The following is a 19,627-nucleotide window of genomic DNA, read 5'->3' on the forward strand; positions in this document are numbered from 1 at the left end:
CTCGTGGCCGCATTCCGACAACCCGGGCCCCGGAGGAATGGAGTCAGAGGGACATGTATCCAGAGGCATCCCCCACAGAGGCACCCCCCGCCGACAGGAACCTCGCCGAGGCCGTCACCACCTTCGTCGAACTGCGGCCCCGGCTCTTCGGTATCGCCTACCGCGTCCTGGGCAGCGCGACGGAAGCCGAGGACGTCGTGCAGGAGGCGTGGCTGCGCTGGCAGCGGACCGACCGTTCGGCGGTGGTCAGCCCCGCGGCGTTCCTGTCGAGCACCACGACGAGGCTGGCCATCAACGTGGCGCAGTCCGCCCGCGTACGCCGCGAGACCTACATCGGGCCCTGGCTGCCCGAACCCATCGACACCAGCATCGACCCGGTGGCCGGAGCCGAACGCGCCGAGGCCCTGGAACTCGCCCTGCTCCTCGTCCTGCAGAAGCTCACCCCCATCGAGCGGGCCGCCTACGTGCTGAGGGAGGCCTTCGAGTACGGCTACCCGGAGATCGCGGCCATCCTGCGCCTCACCCCGGTCAACGCCAGGAAGATCGTGAGCAGGGCGCGCAAACACCTCACCGACGACGAGCGGGACAGTGTCGACGTCCAGGAGCACCGCAGGCTGCTCGATGCTTTCGTCGCGGCCGCCCAGGAAGGGGACGTCGCCTCGCTGGAAGCGCTCCTGACGCCCGACGCGGTCAGTCTGTCCGACGGCAACGGGCTGCGCGGCGCGGCCCGCGTGCCCGTGGTCGGTCGTGCCCGGGTGGCGAACCTGTCGACCGCCTCGTCCCGCTTCTGGCCGACGGTCGAGTTCGCATCCGTGCAGGCCAACGGGCGCACCGGGGTCCTGCTGTACCGCGACGGCCGGCCCGCCACCTTCATGACCATCGCCGCCACACGGCGGGGGATCCACCGGGTTCTGTGGGTGTTCACCCCAGACAAGATCGCCGCCTTCCTCGGATCCCGCGCCGGCTGCGCGCCCCCGCCCGCGCGTCCCGGCCACGCCGTGGCACGTGAGCTCACCCGGGAAGGGAACGGTTCCAGCTACGCAGCTTGTCGGGGTTGAGAACCGCCCAGACCTGCAGGACCAGCGAGTCCGCGATGTCGAGGGTCAGTACCGCGGCGACCCGGTCGTCGCACCGGGCGACGAGGCCGGTGCGCCCGTTGACCGATCCGGTGCACAGGGTCACGCGTCGCTGTCCCGCCAGCAGGACCAACAGGCTGCGGGCGACCTGCTCGTCGCCGCGGACGGGCCGGGTCAGCGCCCGGATCTTGCCGCCGCTGTCGAAGAAGGCCGTCGCGTCGGGGGCCAGCAACGACCGCAGTCGGGGGCCGTCCTGATCGCTGCACGCCTGCCGCACGGCGACGGTGATCTCATGCTCGCGACGCGCCGACACGGGCCGCACACGCCGCGCACCCACACTCAACCGGGCCCGCTCGACCGGTTCCACGTCCTCACCGCCCAACGCCCGCCGGGCCTGCATCTCCCGCTCCGGCCCGCCGGGCCGGACCAGCGCCGGTCGCGTCAGACACGCCTCGTCCACGACCTGGGTGAGCCAGACGCGGGGGGACGGCATCCGGACCCGCTCCGGATCGGTGAGGCGGTACCACCGACGGTAGGCCTCATCGACGACGCGTTCGGCCGCGACGCGGCTGCCGAGCGTCCGGCAGGCGACGTCCAGCAGGTGCCGCCGTTCGTCGAGCGACTCGGCGAGCGGTACCGCGCCAACGACATGATCCATGGAGCGACCCCCACGCCGACGAGAGTCCGGAGCCGCAGCCGCCGCGACGGCATGACTCAGACGTTACCCGCCCCCGTCCATACCCGGCTGATCGGCCGGCCTGATCGAGACAGAAGCTGCGGCATGATTTCACAACACACCGATGATGTGCCACTTAGTGTCACTTCCCCGTCGGTGCAAAGACGCCCGACGGGTCCGCCATCCGCAGCCGGGCGGGAGGCGGATGGGGCAGGGTCGCGCGGTCACGGGCCCGCAGTCCGTCGAACGCGATCTCCAGGAAGCGTTCCCACGCCCGCGGTTCGCGGTCCAGCAGCGGCTGGGCCGTCTGGTGGATGCCGCCGAGGAGCAGCACGATGTCGGTTCCGGTGATGTCACCGCGGACGGCTCCTTGTTCTCTGGCCCGGGCGGTGAGGTCCTCGACCGAGTCGCAGAGCCGGTCGATCGCCTCGCGTACGTCCGCGTGCTGCAGCGAGGGCCGGCCGATGACGTCACAGAACGCGCGGTCGGCGGCCAGCAGGCTGATTCCGTGTGCCATGAAGTCCTTCAGCGCATGGCCGGCGTCGTCGGCGCGCAGGAGCCGGTCCGCCGTCCCGAGCAGCCGGTCGAGCAGCTGCATCATGATCGCCGCGAGCAGGTCGTCCTTCGTCGGGAAGTGTCGGAACACCGTGCCCTTGGCGACGCCGGCCCGCTGCGCGATCGTGTGCATCGACACATCCACCCCGCATTCGGCGAAGGCCTCGGTGGCCGCTCGCAGGAGCAGCCGCCGATTGCGCACGCTGTCGGCCCTGGCCTGCACTGCCGCTGTTCTCCCGGTCATGACGCCTCCCACTATGTGTCACAACATTAACACCGAACATGACTCATGGGTCATTCTCAGTGTTACGCTGGCACAACATGACCCCTCGGTCACCTTCTCGGGCCGCCGTGTCCTGTCCCCGCACACGACGACACGGCCTGCCCGCCCCACCCCACCACCTCTTTCGGAGATGACATGAGTTCCGTTCTCGACCCCAAGGTCGTCCTCGTCACCGGCGCCTCGTCCGGCATCGGCAGAGCGACCGCACTGGCGCTGTCCAAGGCGGGGGCCACCGTGGCCGTCGGTGGCCGCAGGACCGACCGGCTCGAAGCACTGGCGCAGGAAGCTCCCGGGGAGATGCTCGTCCTGGACATGGACGTCAGCGACCCCGAGTCGGTACGCAAGGCCGTCGAGCGCACCGTCGAACGCTTCGGCACCCTCGACATCGTCGTGAACAACGCCGGCATCATGCTCACCGGCCCCGTCCTGGACGCGGACCCCGCGGAATGGACCCGCATGGTGGAGACCAACCTGCTGGGCTCCATGTACACGGTGCACGCCGCGCTGCCCCACCTGCTGCGCTCCCGCGGCGCGGTGGTCCAGATCTCCTCCACCTCGGGCCGTATCTCCTCGGCCGGCGCCGCGGTCTACTCCGCCACCAAGTTCGGCGTCAACGCCTTCACCGAGGCGCTGCGCCAAGAGGTGACCGAGCAGGGGGTCCGTGTCGTCCTCGTGGAGCCGGGCTTCGTCTCGACCGAGTTGACCGACCACATCACCGACCCCACCAGGCGTGCCGCGGTCAAGACCATGGCCGAGTCGATGCGGACCCTTCAGCCGGAGGACATCGCGGCCGCGGTGGTCTACGCCGTCACACAGCCCGACCACGTCGCGGTCAACGAGATCCTCGTACGCCCCACCGACCAGTCCCGCTGATCACCCGCGGGGCGGCAACCGCCGCCCCGCACCCCCGCTTGCAGCCGGATACGGGCACGCGGCCGTCACAGTCCGGTGCCCCGCGCGGTCTGAGCTGCGGGAGACACAAGTGGTGTCCCTGCCCCTACCCCGGCGGAGAAGCAAGCTTGACTTCCTCCCCCGCCTAAAGGCGGGAGATTCCAGCGGTCGCCCGCTGGGGTTCCTGCTTCACCGACGACCGCCCCGTCCGGGAGGACTCCCGTTGAGGTCTTACACCGTCTCCACAGGCAGACGCCGCCAGCCCGGCGGCCAGGATGTTACGCGCCGCATTCACGTCGCGGTCATGCACGACGCCGCACACGCACGTCCATTCGCGGACGTTCAACGGCAGTTTCCCGCGGACTGTCCCGCAGTTCCCGCACAGCTTGCTGCTGGGAAAGAAGCGGTCGATCACCACGAGCTCGCGCCCGTACCAGGCGCACTTGTACTCCAGCATGGAACGCAGGTCCGTCCAGGCCGCATCACTGATGGCGCGTGCGAGCGTGCCGTTCTTCAGCAGGTTGCGCACGCTCAGGTCCTCGATCACGACCGTTTGATTCTCACGGACGAGTCGAGCCGACAGCTTGTGCAGAACGTCACGGCGCCGGTCGGCAATCCGCACATGCACACGGGCCACCTTACGGCGGGCCTTCTCCCGGTTCGCCGAACCCTTCGCCTTGCGCGACAACTCCCGCTGCGCACGGGCCAGCCGCGCCCGGTCACGCCGTTCGTGCCGGGGATTGGTGATCTTCTCGCCGGTGGACAGGGTCACCAGGGAGGTGATCCCGGCATCCAGGCCCACCGCATTCGTGGTGGCCGGGGCCGGGGCGATGTGGTCCTCGCACAGCAGGGACACGAACCAGCGACCCGCCGCGTCACGGGACACCGTCACCGTCGTGGGCTCGGCGCCTTCCGGCAGCGGACGCGACCAGCGGATGTCCAGAGGATCGGCCATCTTGGCCAACGTCAGCTGTCCGTCGCGCCAGGTGAAGGCACTACGCGTGTACTCGGCCGACGCCCGCGACTTCTTACGGGACTTGTAGCGCGGGTACTTCGCACGCTGGGCGAAGAAGTTCCCGAACGCCGTCTGCAAATGGCGCAGCGCCTGCTGCAACGGAACCGAGGACACCTCCCCCAGAAAAGCAAGTTCCTCGGCCTTCTTCCACTGCGTCAACGCGGCGGAGGACTGCACGTAGGAGATGCGGCGCTGCTCGCCGTGCCAGGCCCGCGTGCGCTCCTCCAAGGCCCTGTTGTAGACGAGGCGGACACAGCCGAACGTGCGCGACAACTCAGCCGCCTGCACGCCGGTGGGATAAAAGCGGTACTTGAACGCCCGCTTGACCTGCTCCGCCATACCTCACAACGTATCAATTTCCGTGTGGGCAAAGGGAGTCGGCCGGTAGACGGCGCACGCCGGTCCGCCTGGGCGGCGAACCGGCTTCCCCTGCCCTGCTCCGCAGAAGCTTCGATTCCTCCCCGGCCTGAAGGCCGGGGTATCCACGAAGGACAGACCCGATGAACTCGCGCATCGTTACCGTGGCCGAAGGAAAGCAGCTCGCACGCTCCGTGGCGATCGGTACACACCGCCTGACAGCCGACGAGCCGGAGCCCGTCGGCACCGACACCGGCCCCACGCCGGGCGAACTCCTCCTGGCCGCGCTCGGAGCGTGCACATCCATGGCGGTGCGGGCCTACGCGCAGCGCCACGAATGGCCGCTGGACCGGGTGGACGTCGCGGTCCGCTTCGTCGCACAGGGGCAGGTGGTCAAGAACATCGGGCTGGTCGGGGAGTTGACCCCCGCGCAGCGGGACCAGCTCCTCGCGGTCGCGGGACGCTGTCCCGTCCATCGGCTGCTGACCAAGGACGTCACGATCATCACCGTGCCCACGCTGCTCGCGGAGCCCGCAGCGCTGCCGTGACGCGTCAGGCGCACACAAGAACGCGGGGTGCGGGGTCCGGCGTCACAGCCGGACCCCGCACCCCGCGTTCGTCAGGCGCGGGCCCAGGCGCTCAGGCGGTCGCCTGCGCCGCCTCGTTGATCAGACGGGCGACGTCACCGGGGCGCGAGACGCTGACCGCGTGGGAGGCGGAGACCTTCATGGCGGTCGCCCCGGCCCGCTCGGCCATGTAGCTCTGTACCTGCGGGGGGATGTTCCGGTCCCCGTCCGCCACCAGCACCCAGGAGGGAATGTCCCGCCACGCGGGCGCGGACGCGCCCTCCGCCAGCGCGGCTTCGGCCACCGGCCGCTGAGTCGCGGCCATGACGGCCGTGGTCTCCTCGGGGACGTCGGCGGCGAACTGCTCGTGGAACTTGGCCTGTTCGATGTACAGGTCCATGACCTGGCTGCCGTCGGGCAGCGTCACCGGCACGGGCCGGAGCGTGTCGCCGAGGGTGCTGCCGGGGAACTTGCCCGAGAGGGTGACGGCGCTCTCGCCCTCCTCCGGCAGGAACGCCGCGACGAAGACGAGCGCCTTGACCTCGGGCAGTCCCTTGGCCGCGTTGCTGATGACGGACCCGCCGTAGGAATGGCCGACGAGGACGACGGGGCTCTCGACGGACCGCACGATCTGCCGGACGTACTCGGCGTCGCTGGTCAGTCCGCGCAGCGGGTTGGCGACGGCGATGACCGGATAGTCGTGCGCGAGCAGCTTGTCGACGACGCCGTTCCAACTGGAGGCGTCGGCGAACGCGCCGTGTACGAGGACGATGGTGGGCTTGTGTGCACTCATGAGGATGGCCTTTCGACGTGCCGGGGGAATGTGGTCGGGGGTGCGGTGTCAGTCGGTTCCGAGAGCCTTGCGCAGCACGTGGATGGCCTGCTCGACCGCGGCGGTCGACGCCTGGGTGCCGCGGACCGTGTTCAGCATCATGAAGTCGTGCAGGGAGGCGTTGTAGCGGGTGCTGGTCGTCGGCACACCGGCCTGGATGAGCTTCCGGGCGTAGGCCTCGCCCTCGTCGCGCAGCACGTCGTTCTCGTCGACGACGACGAGCGCCGGCGGCAGGTTCCGGAGGTCTTCCAGCGTCGCCCGCAACGGCGAGGCGGTGATCTGGGCGCGCTCGGCGGGGTCGGTGGTGTAGGCGTTCCAGAACCATTCCATGGCCTTGGCCGTCAGATGCGGGCCGTGCGCGAAGGTCCGGTAGCTCTCGGTGTCCTGGGCCGCGTCGGTGACGGGGTAGTACAGCGACTGGTGCACGAAGGCCACGTCGCCCCGCTGCTTGGCCATGTGGGTCAGGGCGGCGGTCATGTTGCCCCCGACCGAGTCACCGGCGACGGCCAGGCGGGAGGCGTCGAGCCCTTCGCCGGTGCCCTCGGTGGTGATCCACCGGGCGGTCGCGTAGGCCTGTTCGATGGCGACCGGGTACTTGGCCTCCGGGGAGCGGTCGTACTCCACGAACACCAGGGCCGCCTTCACCCCGACGGTCAGCTCGCGCACGAGCCGGTCGTGCGTGCCGGCGTTGCCGAGGATCCAGCCGCCGCCGTGCACGTAGAGGATGACGGGCAGGGGGCCGGTGCTGCCGACGGGCTTGAGGATACGCACCCGCACGTCGCCGACCGAGGCCGGAACGGTGATCCACTTCTCGTCCACGTCGGGCTTCTCTATGGGCTGCGCTTGCACGTCGTCGAGCAGCTTGCGTGCGCCCTCGACCCCGAGCTCGTACAGCAGCGGCGGCTTGGCGGTCGCGTCGGCGAAGTCCTGCGCGGCGGGCTCGAGAACGATGTCGTTCATGGTGTGTTCCTTCTCTGGCGATTAAGGAGGACTTTTCACACCATGGGACCGGGCCCGGAGCAGATGTGTGACACCAAAAGGTCCCGGGCCGTCGAGTACGGCCCGGGACCGGGTTCCGGAGCGGGGGCTAGGAACGGAGTGTGCCGGGCTTCGGCAGCGGCTCGCCGTCCACGAAGAGGTCGACGTGCTCGTTGTAGAAGGCCGTCAGGCCCGCGATGCGGTTGGCGTGGATGGTCGGGAAGTCGTACGCCCAGGCGATGTCCTCGTGGACGGCGGTGGGACCGTCGAACGACCAGTAGCCGCTCGTCGTTCCCTTGTACGGGCAGCGGGTCACCGTGTCGGTCCGCCGCAGTCGGGTCCAGTCGACGTGCGCGCGGTCGAGGTAGTAGCGCGTCGGCAGGCCGGTCTCGAAGAGCTTGACGCACGCCGGCGCCTCCGCCAGGACCACGCCCTCCAGCTCCACGCGGACGCTGCTGGAGGAACGCACGGCGTCCACACGCGAGTACGGGCTCCTGGGGTGGACGAAGACGGGCTCGTCCTCCTCGAACCAGTAGTCGATGGCCGGCCACTCGAAGCGCACCGTGCCCTGGAGCGGCGCCGGGGCGTCTTTCCCCCACACCCAGGCCGCACCGGGGCGCGAGTCCCCGCCCACGGACAGAGTGTGCCGGTGCGCCGTGCCCGCACCGTGCTTTTCGCCGACCCCTTCGTCGTCGAGGACTCCGTCGACGAGGTCTCGCACCGGAATGCTGTACTGCGGATAAGCCTGCCACTCCCAGACGTACAGGGCGCGCCGAGTGTCGAAGACGGTGCGACCGCCGATCACGCCCCTGATACGGCGGGGCACCGGCTCCACGTGCCCGACGGGCACGAGGAAGCCGGGATGCACAACACTTTCAGTTTCCAAGATCATCACCTAAGTCGGTCGGATGTTCCGCGTCCGTTGCACCGGACACGGAGGAGGTGTGCGCCCGGGACACCCGCGCCCTCGGGCCGTCACGGGCCGCGGGGTCCGTCCGGCGCTGACGCGCACAGCGCTGAGCAGGGCTCATTTCGCTGTCACAGCAGGTGGCGGAGGCCGGTCTGTGCGGGGAGACAGTCCCCCGCGGAAGGGAGATCACGCCGTGCACATGCGTACCCATTATGACGCCAACACTTTTGACACTAACAAGACAACCCTCTCATGCACACTGTGCACACTGTCTCCCAGGGCCGGCAAGGCGCCCGGCCGCGACACCCCGTCACCCCAGCCGCGCCCGACCGGAACCGCGGCGCCCCTCCCCCACCGCTCCTTCGTCGGAGGATTCGCATGTCAGCCCTGCCCCTGCTCGCCCCGCTGCGACGCGTCACGACCGACGTGCTCGAAGTCGCCTACTACGAGACGGGCTCCCCCGACGGTGACACCGTCGTCCTTCTGCACGGCTTCCCCTACGACATCCACAGTTACGTGGAGGTGGCCCCCCTGCTGGCGGAAGGCGGATTCCGCGTCATCGTCCCCCACCTGCGAGGGCACGGCCCCACCAGATTCCTGTCCGACTCTCTTCCCCGTTCCGGCCAGCAGGCGGCCCTGGGGGCCGACCTCATCGCGCTCCTGGACGCCCTCGGCATCGAGCAGGCCTACCTCGCCGGCTACGACTGGGGCGGTCGCGCGGCCACGGTCGCCGCGGCGCTGTGGCCCGAGCGCGTCCTCGGTCTGGTCTGCGTCAACGGCTACCTGATCCAGGACATCGGCGCCGCCATGAACCCCATCTCACCCGAACTGGAGGCGGGTTTCTGGTATTTCTACTACTTCCTCACCGAGCGCGGCCGCACCGGACTGGCCGCTGATCCACGGGGCGTCGCCCGGGTCATCTGGAAACGCAACTCCCCCGTGTGGGCCTTCGGCGAAGCCGAACTGGAGCGGGCCGCCGAGGCCTTCACCAATCCGGACTACGTCGACGTCGTCATCCATTCCTACCGGCACCGGCTCGGCCTGGCACCGGGCGCGGACGCGTACGCCGATCTGGAAGCCCGTCTCGCCGGCCTCCCTCCGATCGCCGTCCCCACGGTCACCCTGGACGGCACCGCCGACGGCAACTTCCCGGCGACCGACGGGTCATCGACCGCTCACCACTTCACCGGCCCCCGCCTGCACCTTCAGGTCGCGGACGCCGGCCACAACCTGCCGCAGGAACGCCCCGAGGCATTCGCCGCGGCGGTACGGGACGTACGGGCCCTGCGACGGGGACATCCCCGCCACGACTGCCTCACCCGCTGACACCCGACCGCGTGGCACCGCGGCCCGGCGCCGCGCCGACGTCACATCGAACCGTGCCCACCGGTCACATCGAGTGCGGGCGGGCACGCGGCCGCCCGACCGCCTCAGGAAAGGAAAACACCATGTCGTACCCCTACCCGGAACAGAAGTACTTCGGAGACGACGGCGAGGTCAGCGCCGTGTTCCGGCCCGCCGAGACCCCACCCGACCTCGGGGAGAGCGGGCCGGGCAAGGACGCCACCCACTATCTGGCCACCACCGCGACCACCCGAGGCGAGTTCGGGCTGTACCGCGTCGAGATGAGGCCACGGGCCGGCGGCCCAAAGACGCACTACCACAAGCGGATCTCGGAGTCGTTCTACATCCTGGACGGCACCGTGCGCATCTTCGACGGTGTGCGCTGGGTGGACGCCCGCAGGGGCGACTTCGTGCACGTGCCGCAAGGCGGGCTGCACGCCTTCCGTAACGACTCCGACGCACCGGCGGACATGCTCCTGCTGTTCACACCGGGCGCCCCGCGCGAGGAATACTTCGAGCAGGTGTCGACGCTGGCGCACGCCTCGGAGGAGGAGCGCTCCGCGTTCTTCGACCGGCACGACTCCTACTTCGTGGAGTAGGTCCGCCCCTGCGGTGTCCCGCGATGCCCGCGTCCTCCCTACGGTCGTGGTCGCGGGACACCCGCCGTCGGGACGACCCAGGTTCGGGTATCTGGCAGCTTGTCACAACAACACCTTTCGTCCGGTCAACAAGGCAGGGCGCGCGGGCGCATCCGACCGCGCCGCCGACCTTTCAGCACGTCTGGCCGTCACGCCCGGCCGTCCCGCCCCCGGCCAAGGAGACCGTATGAAAGTCGTCGTTGCAGGCGCCACGGGACGGATCAGATCGAGATCGGTCACCCGTCTGCGGGACCACGGGGCGCAGGTGGTGCCCCTCTCCCGCGCCCTGGGCGTCGACGTCGGTGACGCACTCGCTCTGCGCCGAGCACTGCGCGGTGCGCAGATCCTGGTGGACGTCACCGACGCGTCCTGGCGACAGCAGGACGTCAGCACGGCGTTCTTCGCCGGCACCACCCGCAGCCTCCTGATGGCCGCGAGGGAGGCGGGCGTCGAGCACTATGTGGCACTGTCCGCCGTGGGCGCCGACCGTGTCGCCTCGGGATACCTCCGGGCCAAGGCCGTACAGGAGGGCCTGGTCCGCCGCTCCGCACTGCCGTGCTCCCTGGTGCGCGCCACCCCGTTCTTCGAGTCCGTGGAGAGCGCCGTCTGCGCGGGCCTGCACGCGGACGGAGTGCGTGTGGCCCCGCTGCTGCTGCGACCGGTCGCGGCCGACGACGTCGCCGCCGCACTCGCCCACGTCGCCGTCGCGGTGCCGCTGTTCGGCGTCCTGGAGGCCATCGGCCCCGAGGAGCGATCGTTCGAGGACCTCGCCGCCAACGTGCTCGCCGCCCAGGACCGCGTGACTCCTGTGATCGGCGACGCGCAGTCGCCGTTCTTCGGTGCCCTGATCGGGGAGCGGACCCTGCTGCCCGGACCGGACGCCCATCTGGGCCGTCACACGATGGCCCAGGGGCTCACAGACCGCTGATCTACCCGCGCCGCACCGTCCGACGGCCCGCGGCATCCACCACCCCTCTCCCGTCTCCCCCGCCCATGCCTTGAGGAAGGCCGCCCATGAGTGACCCGTCCCGGCCCACCGCGTCCCCGTCGAGCAGTGAGCTCGACCAGCTTCCCGACCGTGACCGCGAGGAGACCGCCGAATGGCAGGCCTCCCTCGACGCCGTCATACGCAACGCCGGACCCGACCGGGCGGTGTACCTGATCCGTCGCGTGCACGAGTACGCGGCCCGCGCCGGCCTGTCCGTGCCGGGGCTGCTCACCACGGACTACGTCAACAGCGTCCCGGCGGCCGCGCAGCCGGAGTTCGACGGCGACATCGCCATGGAAACCAGAATCACCGCCCTGAACCGGTGGAACGCCGCGGCCATGGTGACCCGCGGCTCCCGGCTCGGCCTGGGCGGACACATCTCCACCTACGCGTCGGCGGCCTGGCTGTACGAGATCGGCTTCAACCACTTCTTCCGCGGCAAGGAACAGGACGGCTCGGGTGACCAGTTGTTCCTCCAGGGGCACGCCTCGCCGGGCATCTACGCCCGGGTGTTCCTCGAAGGCCGGCTGAGCGAGCAGCAGTTGGACGGTTTCCGGCGCGAGGCCGGCGGTCACGGTCTGCCGTCCTACCCGCACCCCAGGCGCCTGCCGTGGCTGTGGGAGTTCCCGACCGTGTCCATGGGCCTGGGCCCTCTTGGCGCCGTGTACCAGGCACGCTTCAACCGCTATCTGCAGGCCCGCGGCATCAAGGACACCTCCGCCTCCCGCGTGTGGGCGTTTCTCGGTGACGGGGAGACGGACGAGCCGGAGGCGACGGCCGCCCTGACGCTGGCCTCCCGTGAGGGCCTGGACAACCTCACCTTCGTGATCAACTGCAACCTGCAGCGCCTCGACGGACCCGTGCGGTCCAACTCCAAGATCGTGCAGGAGCTGGAGGCCCGGTTCCGCGGGGCGGGCTGGAACGTCGTCAAGACGCTGTGGGGCGAGGCCTGGGACCCGCTGCTGGCTCAGGACACGACCGGCGACCTGGTGCGCCGCCTGGGCGAGGAGCCCGACGCTCAGATGCAGACCTTCGCCGCGCGGGACGCCGCCTACATCCGCAAGAACTTCTTCGTCGGAGACGCCCTGTCCACCCTCTCGGCCACCCTGAGCGACGCCCAGGTGGTGGAGCTCTTCGAGAACTCCCGCGGAGGGCACGAGCCGTTGAAGGTGTACGCCGCCTACCGCGCCGCCGTCGAACACCGGGGAGCACCCACGGTGATCCTCGCCCAGACGGTCAAGGGGCACACCCTCGGGTCGGCGTTCGAGTCCCGCAACGCCAACCACCAGATGAAGAAACTGACCATGGCGCAGTTCCACGAGCTGCGCGACGTGCTGGACCTGCCCATCCCCGACAGCGCCCTCGCCGGTGACGTCGTCCCTTTCTGGCACCCGGGGGAGAACTCGCCCGAGGTGCGGTATCTGCGTGAGCGGCGCGCCGCACTGGGGGGTCCCGCCCCCGCGCGCCGTGTGATCCCCAAGCCGCTGCCGGAACCCGCCGCGCAGCCGTTCGAGGCGCTGCTCAAGGGCTTCGGCCACCAGGAGGTCGCCACCACCATGGCGTTGGTCCGTCTGGTGAAGGACCTGATGCGGGACGACCGCACCGGCGCCCGCTGGGTGCCGATCATCCCCGACGAGGCCCGTACCTTCGGCATGGAGTCGATGTTCCCCACGGCAGGCATCTACTCGCCGCAGGGCCAGACCTACGAGCCCGTCGACGCCGACCAGCTGCTGCACTACCGGGAGAGCGAGACCGGGCAGCTCCTCATCGAGGGCATCACCGAAGCCGGTTCCATGGCCGAGTTCACCGCCGCCGCGACCTCGTACGCCACCCACGGCGAGCCGATGATCCCGTTCTACATCTTCTACGCCATGTTCGGCTTCCAGCGCACCGGCGACCAATTCTGGGCCCTCGCCGACCAGATGGGCCGCGGGTTCGTCGTCGGCGGCACCGCAGGACGCACCACCATGACCGGCGAAGGTCTCCAGCACGGCGACGGCCACTCGCACCTCCTGGCCGCCACCAACCCGGCGGCCGTCAGCTACGACCCGGCCTTCGCCTTCGAGATCGCGGTCATCGTCCGCGACGGCCTGCGCCGGATGTTCGGAAAGCGACCCGAGAACGTCTTCTACTACCTCACGGTTTACAACGAGCCGAAGCCCCAGCCGCCCATTCCTGCGTGGCCCGGCGTCGAGGAGGGCATCGTCCGCGGCCTGTACCCGTTCCGACCCGGCGACCCCGCCGTGTCCGACCCTCGGCTGCAGCTCCTGGCCTCCGGCACCGCCGTGCACTGGGCACTGCGTGCGCAGGAGCTGCTCGACGCCGACTGGAACGTGCGCGCCGACGTGTGGTCGGTGACGTCCTGGACGGAGCTGCGCCGGGACGCGATGGACGCCGACACCGCCCGCACGCGCGGCGAGACGCGTGTGCCCTTCGTGACTGAGGCGCTCGCCGGTGCGCCGGGTCCGGTCCTGGCCGTCAGCGACTGGATGCGCCAGGTCCCCGACCAGATCGGCCAGTGGATCGAGCAGGACTACTACTCACTGGGCACGGACGGATTCGGCCTGTCCGACACCCGCGAGGACGCACGGCGCTACTTCCGCGTGGACGCCGAATCGATCACCGTGACGGCCCTGGACCGACTGGCACGGGCCGGACAAGTAGACCCCGACACCGTCGACCGCGCCCGCAAGCACTACGGCCTGGACACCTGAAGGAGCCACCGCGGGAGCCGCGGTCAGACGGCCCGCGGTCGTACAAGACGGCGACGAGGAGTACGTCGGTGTCCGCGAACTGGTCCATCTCTCGCTCTCCTACGACCACCGGCTGGTGGACGGCGCGGACGCCGCCCGCTATCTGTCCACGGTGAAGAAGATCGTCGAGGCTGCGGCGTTCGAGGACATACGCTGACGCGACGGTGGTGGCCACGGGTGTGCCGGACACGACCGCCGACGGTCCGGCAACACACACCGGCCGGCCCCGGCCGCGGCTCCGCCACGGCCCGACGCGACGCCACTGCCCTGCGTCTCACCCACGAGGTGACCAGCGCAGATGAGTTGTGTGGCCGAAGACCACATCTATACGCTCGCAGCCGGGGGTGTACATGAAAGGCAAGAATCCGGGCCTTCTGCACGGGCGGCAGAGCGAGCGAGCGGTGCTGGACCGGCAGCTGGCCAAGGTGCGCGATGGCCACAGCGCGGTGCTCGTGCTGCGCGGTGAGGCCGGTATCGGCAAGTCCGCCCTGTTGGAGTACGTGGCCGAGAGTGCCGAGGGCTGCACCGTGGTGCGCGCGGCGGGTGTCGAGGCGGAGATGGAGCTGGCTTTCGGGGGGCTGCACCAGCTGTGCGCGCCCTTCCTGGATCGCCTCAGGCACCTCCCCGATCCGCAGCGGACGGCCCTGGAGACCGCCTTCGGGCTCAGCGCGGGCACTCCCCCGGACCGATTCCTCGTAGGGCTGGCGGTCCTCAGCCTGCTCGCCGACGTCGCTGAGGAGACGCCACTCATCTGCCTCGTCGACGACGTGCAGTGGCTCGACCGCGTCTCCGCCCAGATCGTCGGGTTCGTCGCCCGGCGTCTGATGGCGGAGCGCGTAGGCCTGCTCTTCGCCGTCCGCGAGGCGGACGGGGAACGCGCCCTGCAAGGGCTGCCCGAGCTCACCCTTGGGGGTCTGAGCGAGCCCGATGCCCGCGCCCTGCTGACCTCGGTGCTTCCCGGCCGGTTCGACGAACCGGTCCGCAGCAGGATTCTCGCCGAGGCGCGCGGCAATCCGCTGGCCCTGCTGGAACTGCCCCACAGCACCACCGCGGCCGAACTCGCAGGCGGCTACGCCTCACCGCCGATGGGGCCACTCATCGGCAGGCTCGAGCACAACTTCAGCCTGCGCGTCGAGGAACTGCCCCCGCAGACACGACGGCTGCTGTTGCTCGCAGCGGCCGAGCCCGTCGGCGATGTCTCACTGCTCCGCCGCGCCGCCGACATCCTCGGTGTGTCCATGAGCGAGGCCCAGCCGGCTGTGTCGGCGAACCTGCTGGAAGTACGCACACGGGTCCAGTTCCGGCACCCGTTGGTGCGCTCGGCCGTTTACCGCACGGCGGGACCGGACGAGCGCCGGGAGGCGCACCGGGCACTGGCCGAGGCCACGGATGCGCGGTCCGACCCCGACCGCCGCGCCTGGCACCTGGCCCGCGCCGCTGCGGAGCCCGACGAGGCCGTGGCGGACGAACTGGCCCGATCGGCCGACCGCGCGCAGGCCCGTGGCGGCATCGCCGCATCGGCGGCCTTCCTGGAACGAGCGGCTGAGCTGACGCCCGATCCCTCCCGCCGCCGCAGCAGGGCGCTGGCGGCGGCCCGGGCCAAGTACCTGGCCGGAGCGTTCGACGCCGCGCTCGAGCTGTTGAACGTGGCCGAAATGGGCGCGCTCGACGATCTGCAACACGCCCAAGCCAGCCTGCTGCGCGGGCAGATCACCTTCGGATCCCGCAGTGCCGGTGCCACCGTGCCGCTGCTGCTCACGGCGGCCCGGGAGTTCGAACCGCTCGACGCCGGCATCGCGCGCGAAACCTACCGGGACACGTTCTACGCGGCCCTCACCGCAGGCCGCTTGTCCAGCGGCCCAGGCCTCGAGGAGGTCGCCCGGGCCGCACGCACCGCACCCCCGACGCCTCAGCCCGGACCCACCGACCTCTTCCTCGACGGCCTGGCCCTGGCCACCACGGACGGCTACGCGACGGGCGCCCCGATACTGCGCCGCGCACTGAACACGCTGCGGTTGGGCGGCTTCACAGTGGAACAGTCACTGGGCTGGCTCCCGTTCGCCTGCCGCATGGCCCACAACGTGTGGGACTTCGACAGCTGGAGCACCCTGTCGGCCAAGCTCGTCCGTCTGGCACGGGAGACGGGAACCCTGTCCGTGCTCCCCTCGGCGCTCCTGCTGCGACTGGCGAACCGGGTCTTCGCCGGTGATCTGGACGACGCAGACTCGCTCGCCGCAGAAGCGGTGACAATCGGCGAGGCCACCGGCAGCCACTTCCTCGCACACTACGGGGCGCTGGTGATCGAACCCTGGCGTGGCCGCGAGACCGAGACGCTGCGGGCAATCGAGACGATCACCAGCAACCGAACCCTCAACGGCGAGGGAAAGGCACTCACCGCTCCCCAGTGGGCGCTGGCCGTGCTGTACAACGGCCTCGGGCGTTACGAGGAAGCCTGCGACGCCGCCGCCAAGGGCTGCGAGTACCCGCAGGAGCTGGGGCTCTCCCTCTCCTCCCTGGTCGAGCTGGTGGAGGCGGCAACCCGCAGCGGGCAGCGGGACCTCGCCGTCGAGGCCGCCGACCGCCTCGCGACCATCTGCCAGGCCAGTGGCACGGCCTGGGCAACGGGCACCTCCGCGGCAGCGCGTGCCCTGATCAGTGAGGGGGACACGGCCGACGCCCTGTACCGGGAGGCGATCGCCCGCCTTGAGAGCACCCCGGTGCGGACGGCGCTCGCACGCACCCGGCTGCTGTACGGCGAGTGGCTAAGGCGCGAGAACCGCCGGGCCGAGGCCCGGGATCAGCTGGCCCGCGCCCACGAGATCCTCGACCGGGCGGGCGCGGAGGCCTTCGCCGAGCGCGCCCGCCAGGAGTTGGAAGCCGCTGGGGAGACGGTGCGCAGGCGCGCCACCGGCACCCATGCGGCGCTCACGCCCCAGGAGGCCCAGATTGCCCGGCTGGCCGGCGAAGGGCTGACCAACCTCGAGATCGGCGCGCAGCTGTTCCTCAGCCCGCACACCATCGAGTGGCATCTGCGGAAGGTGTTCACGAAGCTCGGGATCCGATCCCGCAAACAGTTGGGCGCCGTGCTGCCGGGCGGGGCGGCGAGTCCCGCCTGACCCCCCGGGGGCGGCGCAGTCGGCCAGGCGATCCGCGTGCCGCGCCGCGCCCCGTCGGGAGCCCGCGCGGGCCGCACAGACGGCCTCCCCGCCACGCGGTGCGCCCACGGAACTCCTCGGACCACGGCCCGTAGCTCCGGGCTGTCCATGACCGGTCCTGTCGAGGTCCAGTCCCGTGGAGGTCCGAACCCGGCCAGCAGCCCGAGGCGTGCGGGGCCAGGGGGTGGCGGGCCCCAGGGGCGTGCGGGGCCACGGGGTCGGAGGCCCCCTGGCCCCGTGGCGGCCACGGTACGACCACGGGGTGCCCCACGGTCTGTCAGGGGCGCGGCAGTGCCCTAGTCGGCGCGAAGTTGGTGTCAGTGGCGAAGCAAGCCGCCGATCCCCAGCTACCAGAGGAGCCGATCGTGGACACATCTGTGATCGCAACCCGGCAGAGTCCGCAGTCGGTGATGGTGACCATCACTGCCGCGCCCGTGGAACTCAACGACGCGGTCTTCGTGTTCAGTCGCGTCCGGCCAGGACTGCTCAAGATCGCCAACCGGATCCTCCGAGATCCCGGCGAAGCCGAGGACGTCATCCAGGAGGCGTGGCTGCGCTGGCAGGGCACGGACCGCACCGTCGTCGCGGACCCCGGTGCGCTGCTCCGCACGACGACCGTCCGGCTCGCCATCAACGTGCTGCAGTCGGCACGCAGACGCCGCGAATCCAGCGCCACCCCCTGGCTGCCGGAGTCCACGGACACCGGGATGACACCGGAGGCCCTGGCCGAACGCCAGGACTCGGTGGAGCATGCCGTCCTGCTGCTTCTGCAGACCCTGACCCCCAACCAGCGCGCGGCGTACGTGCTGCGCGAGGCGTTCGGCTACTCGTACGACCAGATCGGCGACCTGCTCCGCCTGTCCGTGGTGAACGCACGGCAGCAGGTCTTCCGCGCGCAGGACAGACTGAACAACCGGCGGCACCGGCAGCACGTGGACGCAGCCACCCATCGGCGGCTCGTTCAGGCGATCGTCGTCGCCGCCCGCACCGGAGACCTCGACCGCCTGGAGCACGTGCTGACCGGCCAGGACGCGCCGTACTCCGGCGAGGGGACGGCCGCGTGCGACGGCGCGCCCTCCTACCGGGCCACGGCATGACCGGCACGTCGCACGAGGACGTGGTGGGCGAGGTGCGCACCGGCCCTGCCGACGACCGCACGCAGTCCAGCGCGACCGACCGGTGGGACGCCCTCGACCGCCTCCACCGCCGCGTCCAGGGGACGGTGGAGCGGCGGCTGCGCGAGGAGACCGGGTTCGGGTTGAGTGAAGTACAGGCCCTGCGTCACGTGGGAAGAATCTCCGCCGCGGGCGCCGGCGCCGAACTCATGCGGCTCGGGGATGTGGCCAACGGGCTCGGCCTGAGCCAGTCCGCCACGAGCAGGTTGATGGCACGCCTGCGCCGACAGGGCCTGATCATCTCGAGCGCCGTCGACCACGACCGGCGCGGCGTGCAGGTGCTGCTGACCCCGGCGGGACACGCCGCGCTGCGCCGTACCGCATCCCGCTACGAACAGGTCGTCCGGGACGCGGTCCGCGATCTCGGCTCCCAGGAGGCGGATCCCCTCCTGTGGCATTTCCTCATCGGCCAGAGCGACGCCCGCACGGTCAACCGTTGAGGAAGTCGCGCACGGCCGCCGTGAACTTCTCGGGACGCTCGATGTGCCCGAGATGGCCGGTCTCCCGCAGGATCACCAGCCGGGCGTCGGGAAGGAGCTGGTGCATCATGCGGGCCCAGCGCGGCCCGCAGATGAAGTCGTCCCCGCCGACCAGGACCAGGGTCGGGACGGGGAGCCGGGGCAGTTCCCCGCGGACGTCGAACGGGGGCTCCACCCCCCAGGCCGGTGCCGCGAACATCCGCAGGGATGCGCGCCCCGCGGCGAACTCCTCCTCGCGGCCCCAGTAGTCATGGAAGTAGGCCGGCGAGATGGTGCGCAGCACCCTCGTCGCGCCCTCGTCGTCGGACCGGTCGAGTCGCGTGGTGAGACCCGCAACGTAGGTGGTCACTTCCGGCCGCTCGTCGGCGTGCCGCTGGACGAAGCTCTGCATGTTGGCGACGGCGGCCGCCCAGAACTCCTCTCCCGTCACCGGTGAGGTGTCGTACAACGCCAGGTGTTCGGGGTGGTCGAGGGCGTAGCGCTGCGCGACGAAGCCGCCGTGGGAGTGGCCCAGTAGGGCCACCTCGGCGAGGCCCAGGTGCTCGATCACCGCGTGCAGGAAGTGGGTGTAGGTGGCGAGGGTGTAGTCGCGTGGGTCGGCCAGCCGGCCGGACTCGCCCGTGCCGACCGGCTCGAGGTAGACGACGGTCATGCTGCGCTCCAGCTCGGGCATGCGCAGGTACTCCCAGCCGATGCCCGGCCCTCCGGAGTGGGCGACGCACACCGGGCCGGTTCCGGCGACGTGGTAGCGCTGGTCGACGGCGGCCGTGCCGTGCTGGACGACGAGGGTGTGGGTGCCCGGGGAGAGGGGGGCTCGGGGATCGACAGCTGGGCTGGGTAGGGGCCTCGGGCCCTGTGCGGCGTTCACAACTCACAGATGGTGCGGCGACCCGGAGCCCCGCTCAAGACATTGTGTCTGTTGTCACACTGTATTTCACACCGTTGCACTCCGCCCT

General features: G+C 70.5%; 17 protein-coding genes and 1 pseudogene. 11 read left to right on the forward strand and 7 right to left on the reverse strand.

What is annotated here, in order from left to right; all coding sequences use genetic code 11:
- The first annotated feature begins 53 nt into the window (after positions 1–53).
- On the forward strand, positions 54–1,058 hold the full coding sequence (locus tag OG381_RS01135; RefSeq protein WP_327714168.1) for a sigma-70 family RNA polymerase sigma factor: 1,005 nt from the start codon (positions 54–56) through the stop codon (positions 1,056–1,058).
- On the opposite strand, the gene OG381_RS01140 is transcribed toward OG381_RS01135, so the two are convergent.
- The gene (locus OG381_RS01140) at positions 1,012–1,734 is read right to left on the reverse strand and encodes an RNA polymerase subunit sigma (protein WP_327714169.1); all 723 of its coding nucleotides are present in this window, start codon (positions 1,732–1,734) and stop codon (positions 1,012–1,014) included. The two genes, OG381_RS01135 and OG381_RS01140, sit on opposite strands and share 47 nt — an antisense overlap.
- Positions 1,735–1,894: 160 nt before the next feature.
- Positions 1,895–2,551 (reverse strand): TetR/AcrR family transcriptional regulator, encoded by a 657-nt coding sequence (locus OG381_RS01145; protein WP_327714170.1) that lies wholly within the window; start codon positions 2,549–2,551, stop codon positions 1,895–1,897.
- A gap of 174 nt (positions 2,552–2,725) precedes the next feature.
- Here OG381_RS01145 and OG381_RS01150 point away from each other — a divergent pair, with 174 nt between their 5' ends.
- Entirely contained in the window at positions 2,726–3,463 is a 738-nt protein-coding gene (locus tag OG381_RS01150; RefSeq protein ID WP_327714171.1) for an SDR family NAD(P)-dependent oxidoreductase, read from the forward strand.
- 163 nt (positions 3,464–3,626) lie between these two features.
- Here the strand turns inward: OG381_RS01150 and OG381_RS01155 are convergent, their stop codons facing one another.
- Positions 3,627–4,835, reverse strand: a complete 1,209-nt coding sequence (locus tag OG381_RS01155) for an RNA-guided endonuclease InsQ/TnpB family protein (protein ID WP_327714172.1) — start codon at positions 4,833–4,835, stop codon at positions 3,627–3,629.
- Positions 4,836–4,996: 161 nt separating this feature from the next.
- On the opposite strand from OG381_RS01155, the gene OG381_RS01160 reads away from it, so the two are divergent.
- Positions 4,997–5,401: an OsmC family protein gene (locus tag OG381_RS01160; RefSeq protein ID WP_327714173.1), complete on the forward strand. Its 405-nt coding sequence runs from the start codon at positions 4,997–4,999 to the stop codon at positions 5,399–5,401.
- Between the two features lie 91 nt (positions 5,402–5,492).
- Here OG381_RS01160 and OG381_RS01165 read toward each other — a convergent pair whose 3' ends face one another.
- From OG381_RS01165 to OG381_RS01175, 3 genes are all read right to left on the reverse strand, one after another.
- Positions 5,493–6,212, reverse strand: coding sequence for an alpha/beta fold hydrolase (locus tag OG381_RS01165; RefSeq protein ID WP_327714174.1), 720 nt, complete (start codon positions 6,210–6,212; stop codon positions 5,493–5,495).
- Positions 6,213–6,260: 48 nt separating this feature from the next.
- The gene (locus OG381_RS01170) at positions 6,261–7,211 is read right to left on the reverse strand and encodes an alpha/beta hydrolase (protein WP_327714175.1); all 951 of its coding nucleotides are present in this window, start codon (positions 7,209–7,211) and stop codon (positions 6,261–6,263) included.
- Between the two features lie 127 nt (positions 7,212–7,338).
- Complete coding sequence (locus OG381_RS01175) at positions 7,339–8,115, reverse strand: DUF427 domain-containing protein (protein WP_327714176.1); 777 nt, start codon at positions 8,113–8,115, stop codon at positions 7,339–7,341.
- A 402-nt stretch (positions 8,116–8,517) separates the two neighbouring features.
- On the opposite strand from OG381_RS01175, the gene OG381_RS01180 reads away from it, so the two are divergent.
- The 8 genes and pseudogenes from OG381_RS01180 (at position 8,518) to OG381_RS01215 (ending at position 18,632) form a co-directional block, all read left to right on the forward strand.
- Positions 8,518–9,465 carry an alpha/beta fold hydrolase gene (locus OG381_RS01180; RefSeq protein ID WP_327714177.1) on the forward strand — a complete coding sequence of 316 codons (948 nt, stop codon included), beginning with the start codon at positions 8,518–8,520 and terminating at the stop codon, positions 9,463–9,465.
- Between the two features lie 122 nt (positions 9,466–9,587).
- On the forward strand, positions 9,588–10,082 hold the full coding sequence (locus tag OG381_RS01185) for a cupin domain-containing protein (protein WP_327714178.1): 495 nt from the start codon (positions 9,588–9,590) through the stop codon (positions 10,080–10,082).
- A 226-nt stretch (positions 10,083–10,308) separates the two neighbouring features.
- The gene (locus tag OG381_RS01190; protein ID WP_327714179.1) at positions 10,309–11,049 is read left to right on the forward strand and encodes an SDR family oxidoreductase; all 741 of its coding nucleotides are present in this window, start codon (positions 10,309–10,311) and stop codon (positions 11,047–11,049) included.
- 86 nt (positions 11,050–11,135) lie between these two features.
- Positions 11,136–13,823, forward strand: coding sequence for a pyruvate dehydrogenase (acetyl-transferring), homodimeric type (gene aceE, locus OG381_RS01195; RefSeq protein WP_327714180.1), 2,688 nt, complete (start codon positions 11,136–11,138; stop codon positions 13,821–13,823).
- Between the two features lie 22 nt (positions 13,824–13,845).
- A pseudogene (locus OG381_RS01200) lies at positions 13,846–14,019 on the forward strand (2-oxo acid dehydrogenase subunit E2); the annotation flags it as partial.
- Positions 14,020–14,212: 193 nt separating this feature from the next.
- Complete coding sequence (locus tag OG381_RS01205) at positions 14,213–16,978, forward strand: helix-turn-helix transcriptional regulator (protein ID WP_327714181.1); 2,766 nt, start codon at positions 14,213–14,215, stop codon at positions 16,976–16,978.
- A gap of 404 nt (positions 16,979–17,382) precedes the next feature.
- Positions 17,383–18,114, forward strand: coding sequence for a sigma-70 family RNA polymerase sigma factor (locus OG381_RS01210; protein WP_327714182.1), 732 nt, complete (start codon positions 17,383–17,385; stop codon positions 18,112–18,114).
- Positions 18,111–18,632 carry a MarR family winged helix-turn-helix transcriptional regulator gene (locus tag OG381_RS01215; protein WP_327714183.1) on the forward strand — a complete coding sequence of 174 codons (522 nt, stop codon included), beginning with the start codon at positions 18,111–18,113 and terminating at the stop codon, positions 18,630–18,632. Before OG381_RS01210 ends, OG381_RS01215 begins: the two co-directional genes overlap by 4 nt.
- Here OG381_RS01215 and OG381_RS01220 read toward each other — a convergent pair.
- Positions 18,622–19,539 (reverse strand): alpha/beta fold hydrolase, encoded by a 918-nt coding sequence (locus tag OG381_RS01220; RefSeq protein ID WP_327714184.1) that lies wholly within the window; start codon positions 19,537–19,539, stop codon positions 18,622–18,624. The two genes, OG381_RS01215 and OG381_RS01220, sit on opposite strands and share 11 nt — an antisense overlap.
- Between the last annotated feature and the right edge of the window lie 88 nt (positions 19,540–19,627).

The sequence above is a fragment of the Streptomyces sp. NBC_00490 genome, assembly GCF_036013645.1.
GTDB classification, from domain to species: domain Bacteria; phylum Actinomycetota; class Actinomycetes; order Streptomycetales; family Streptomycetaceae; genus Streptomyces; species Streptomyces canus_F.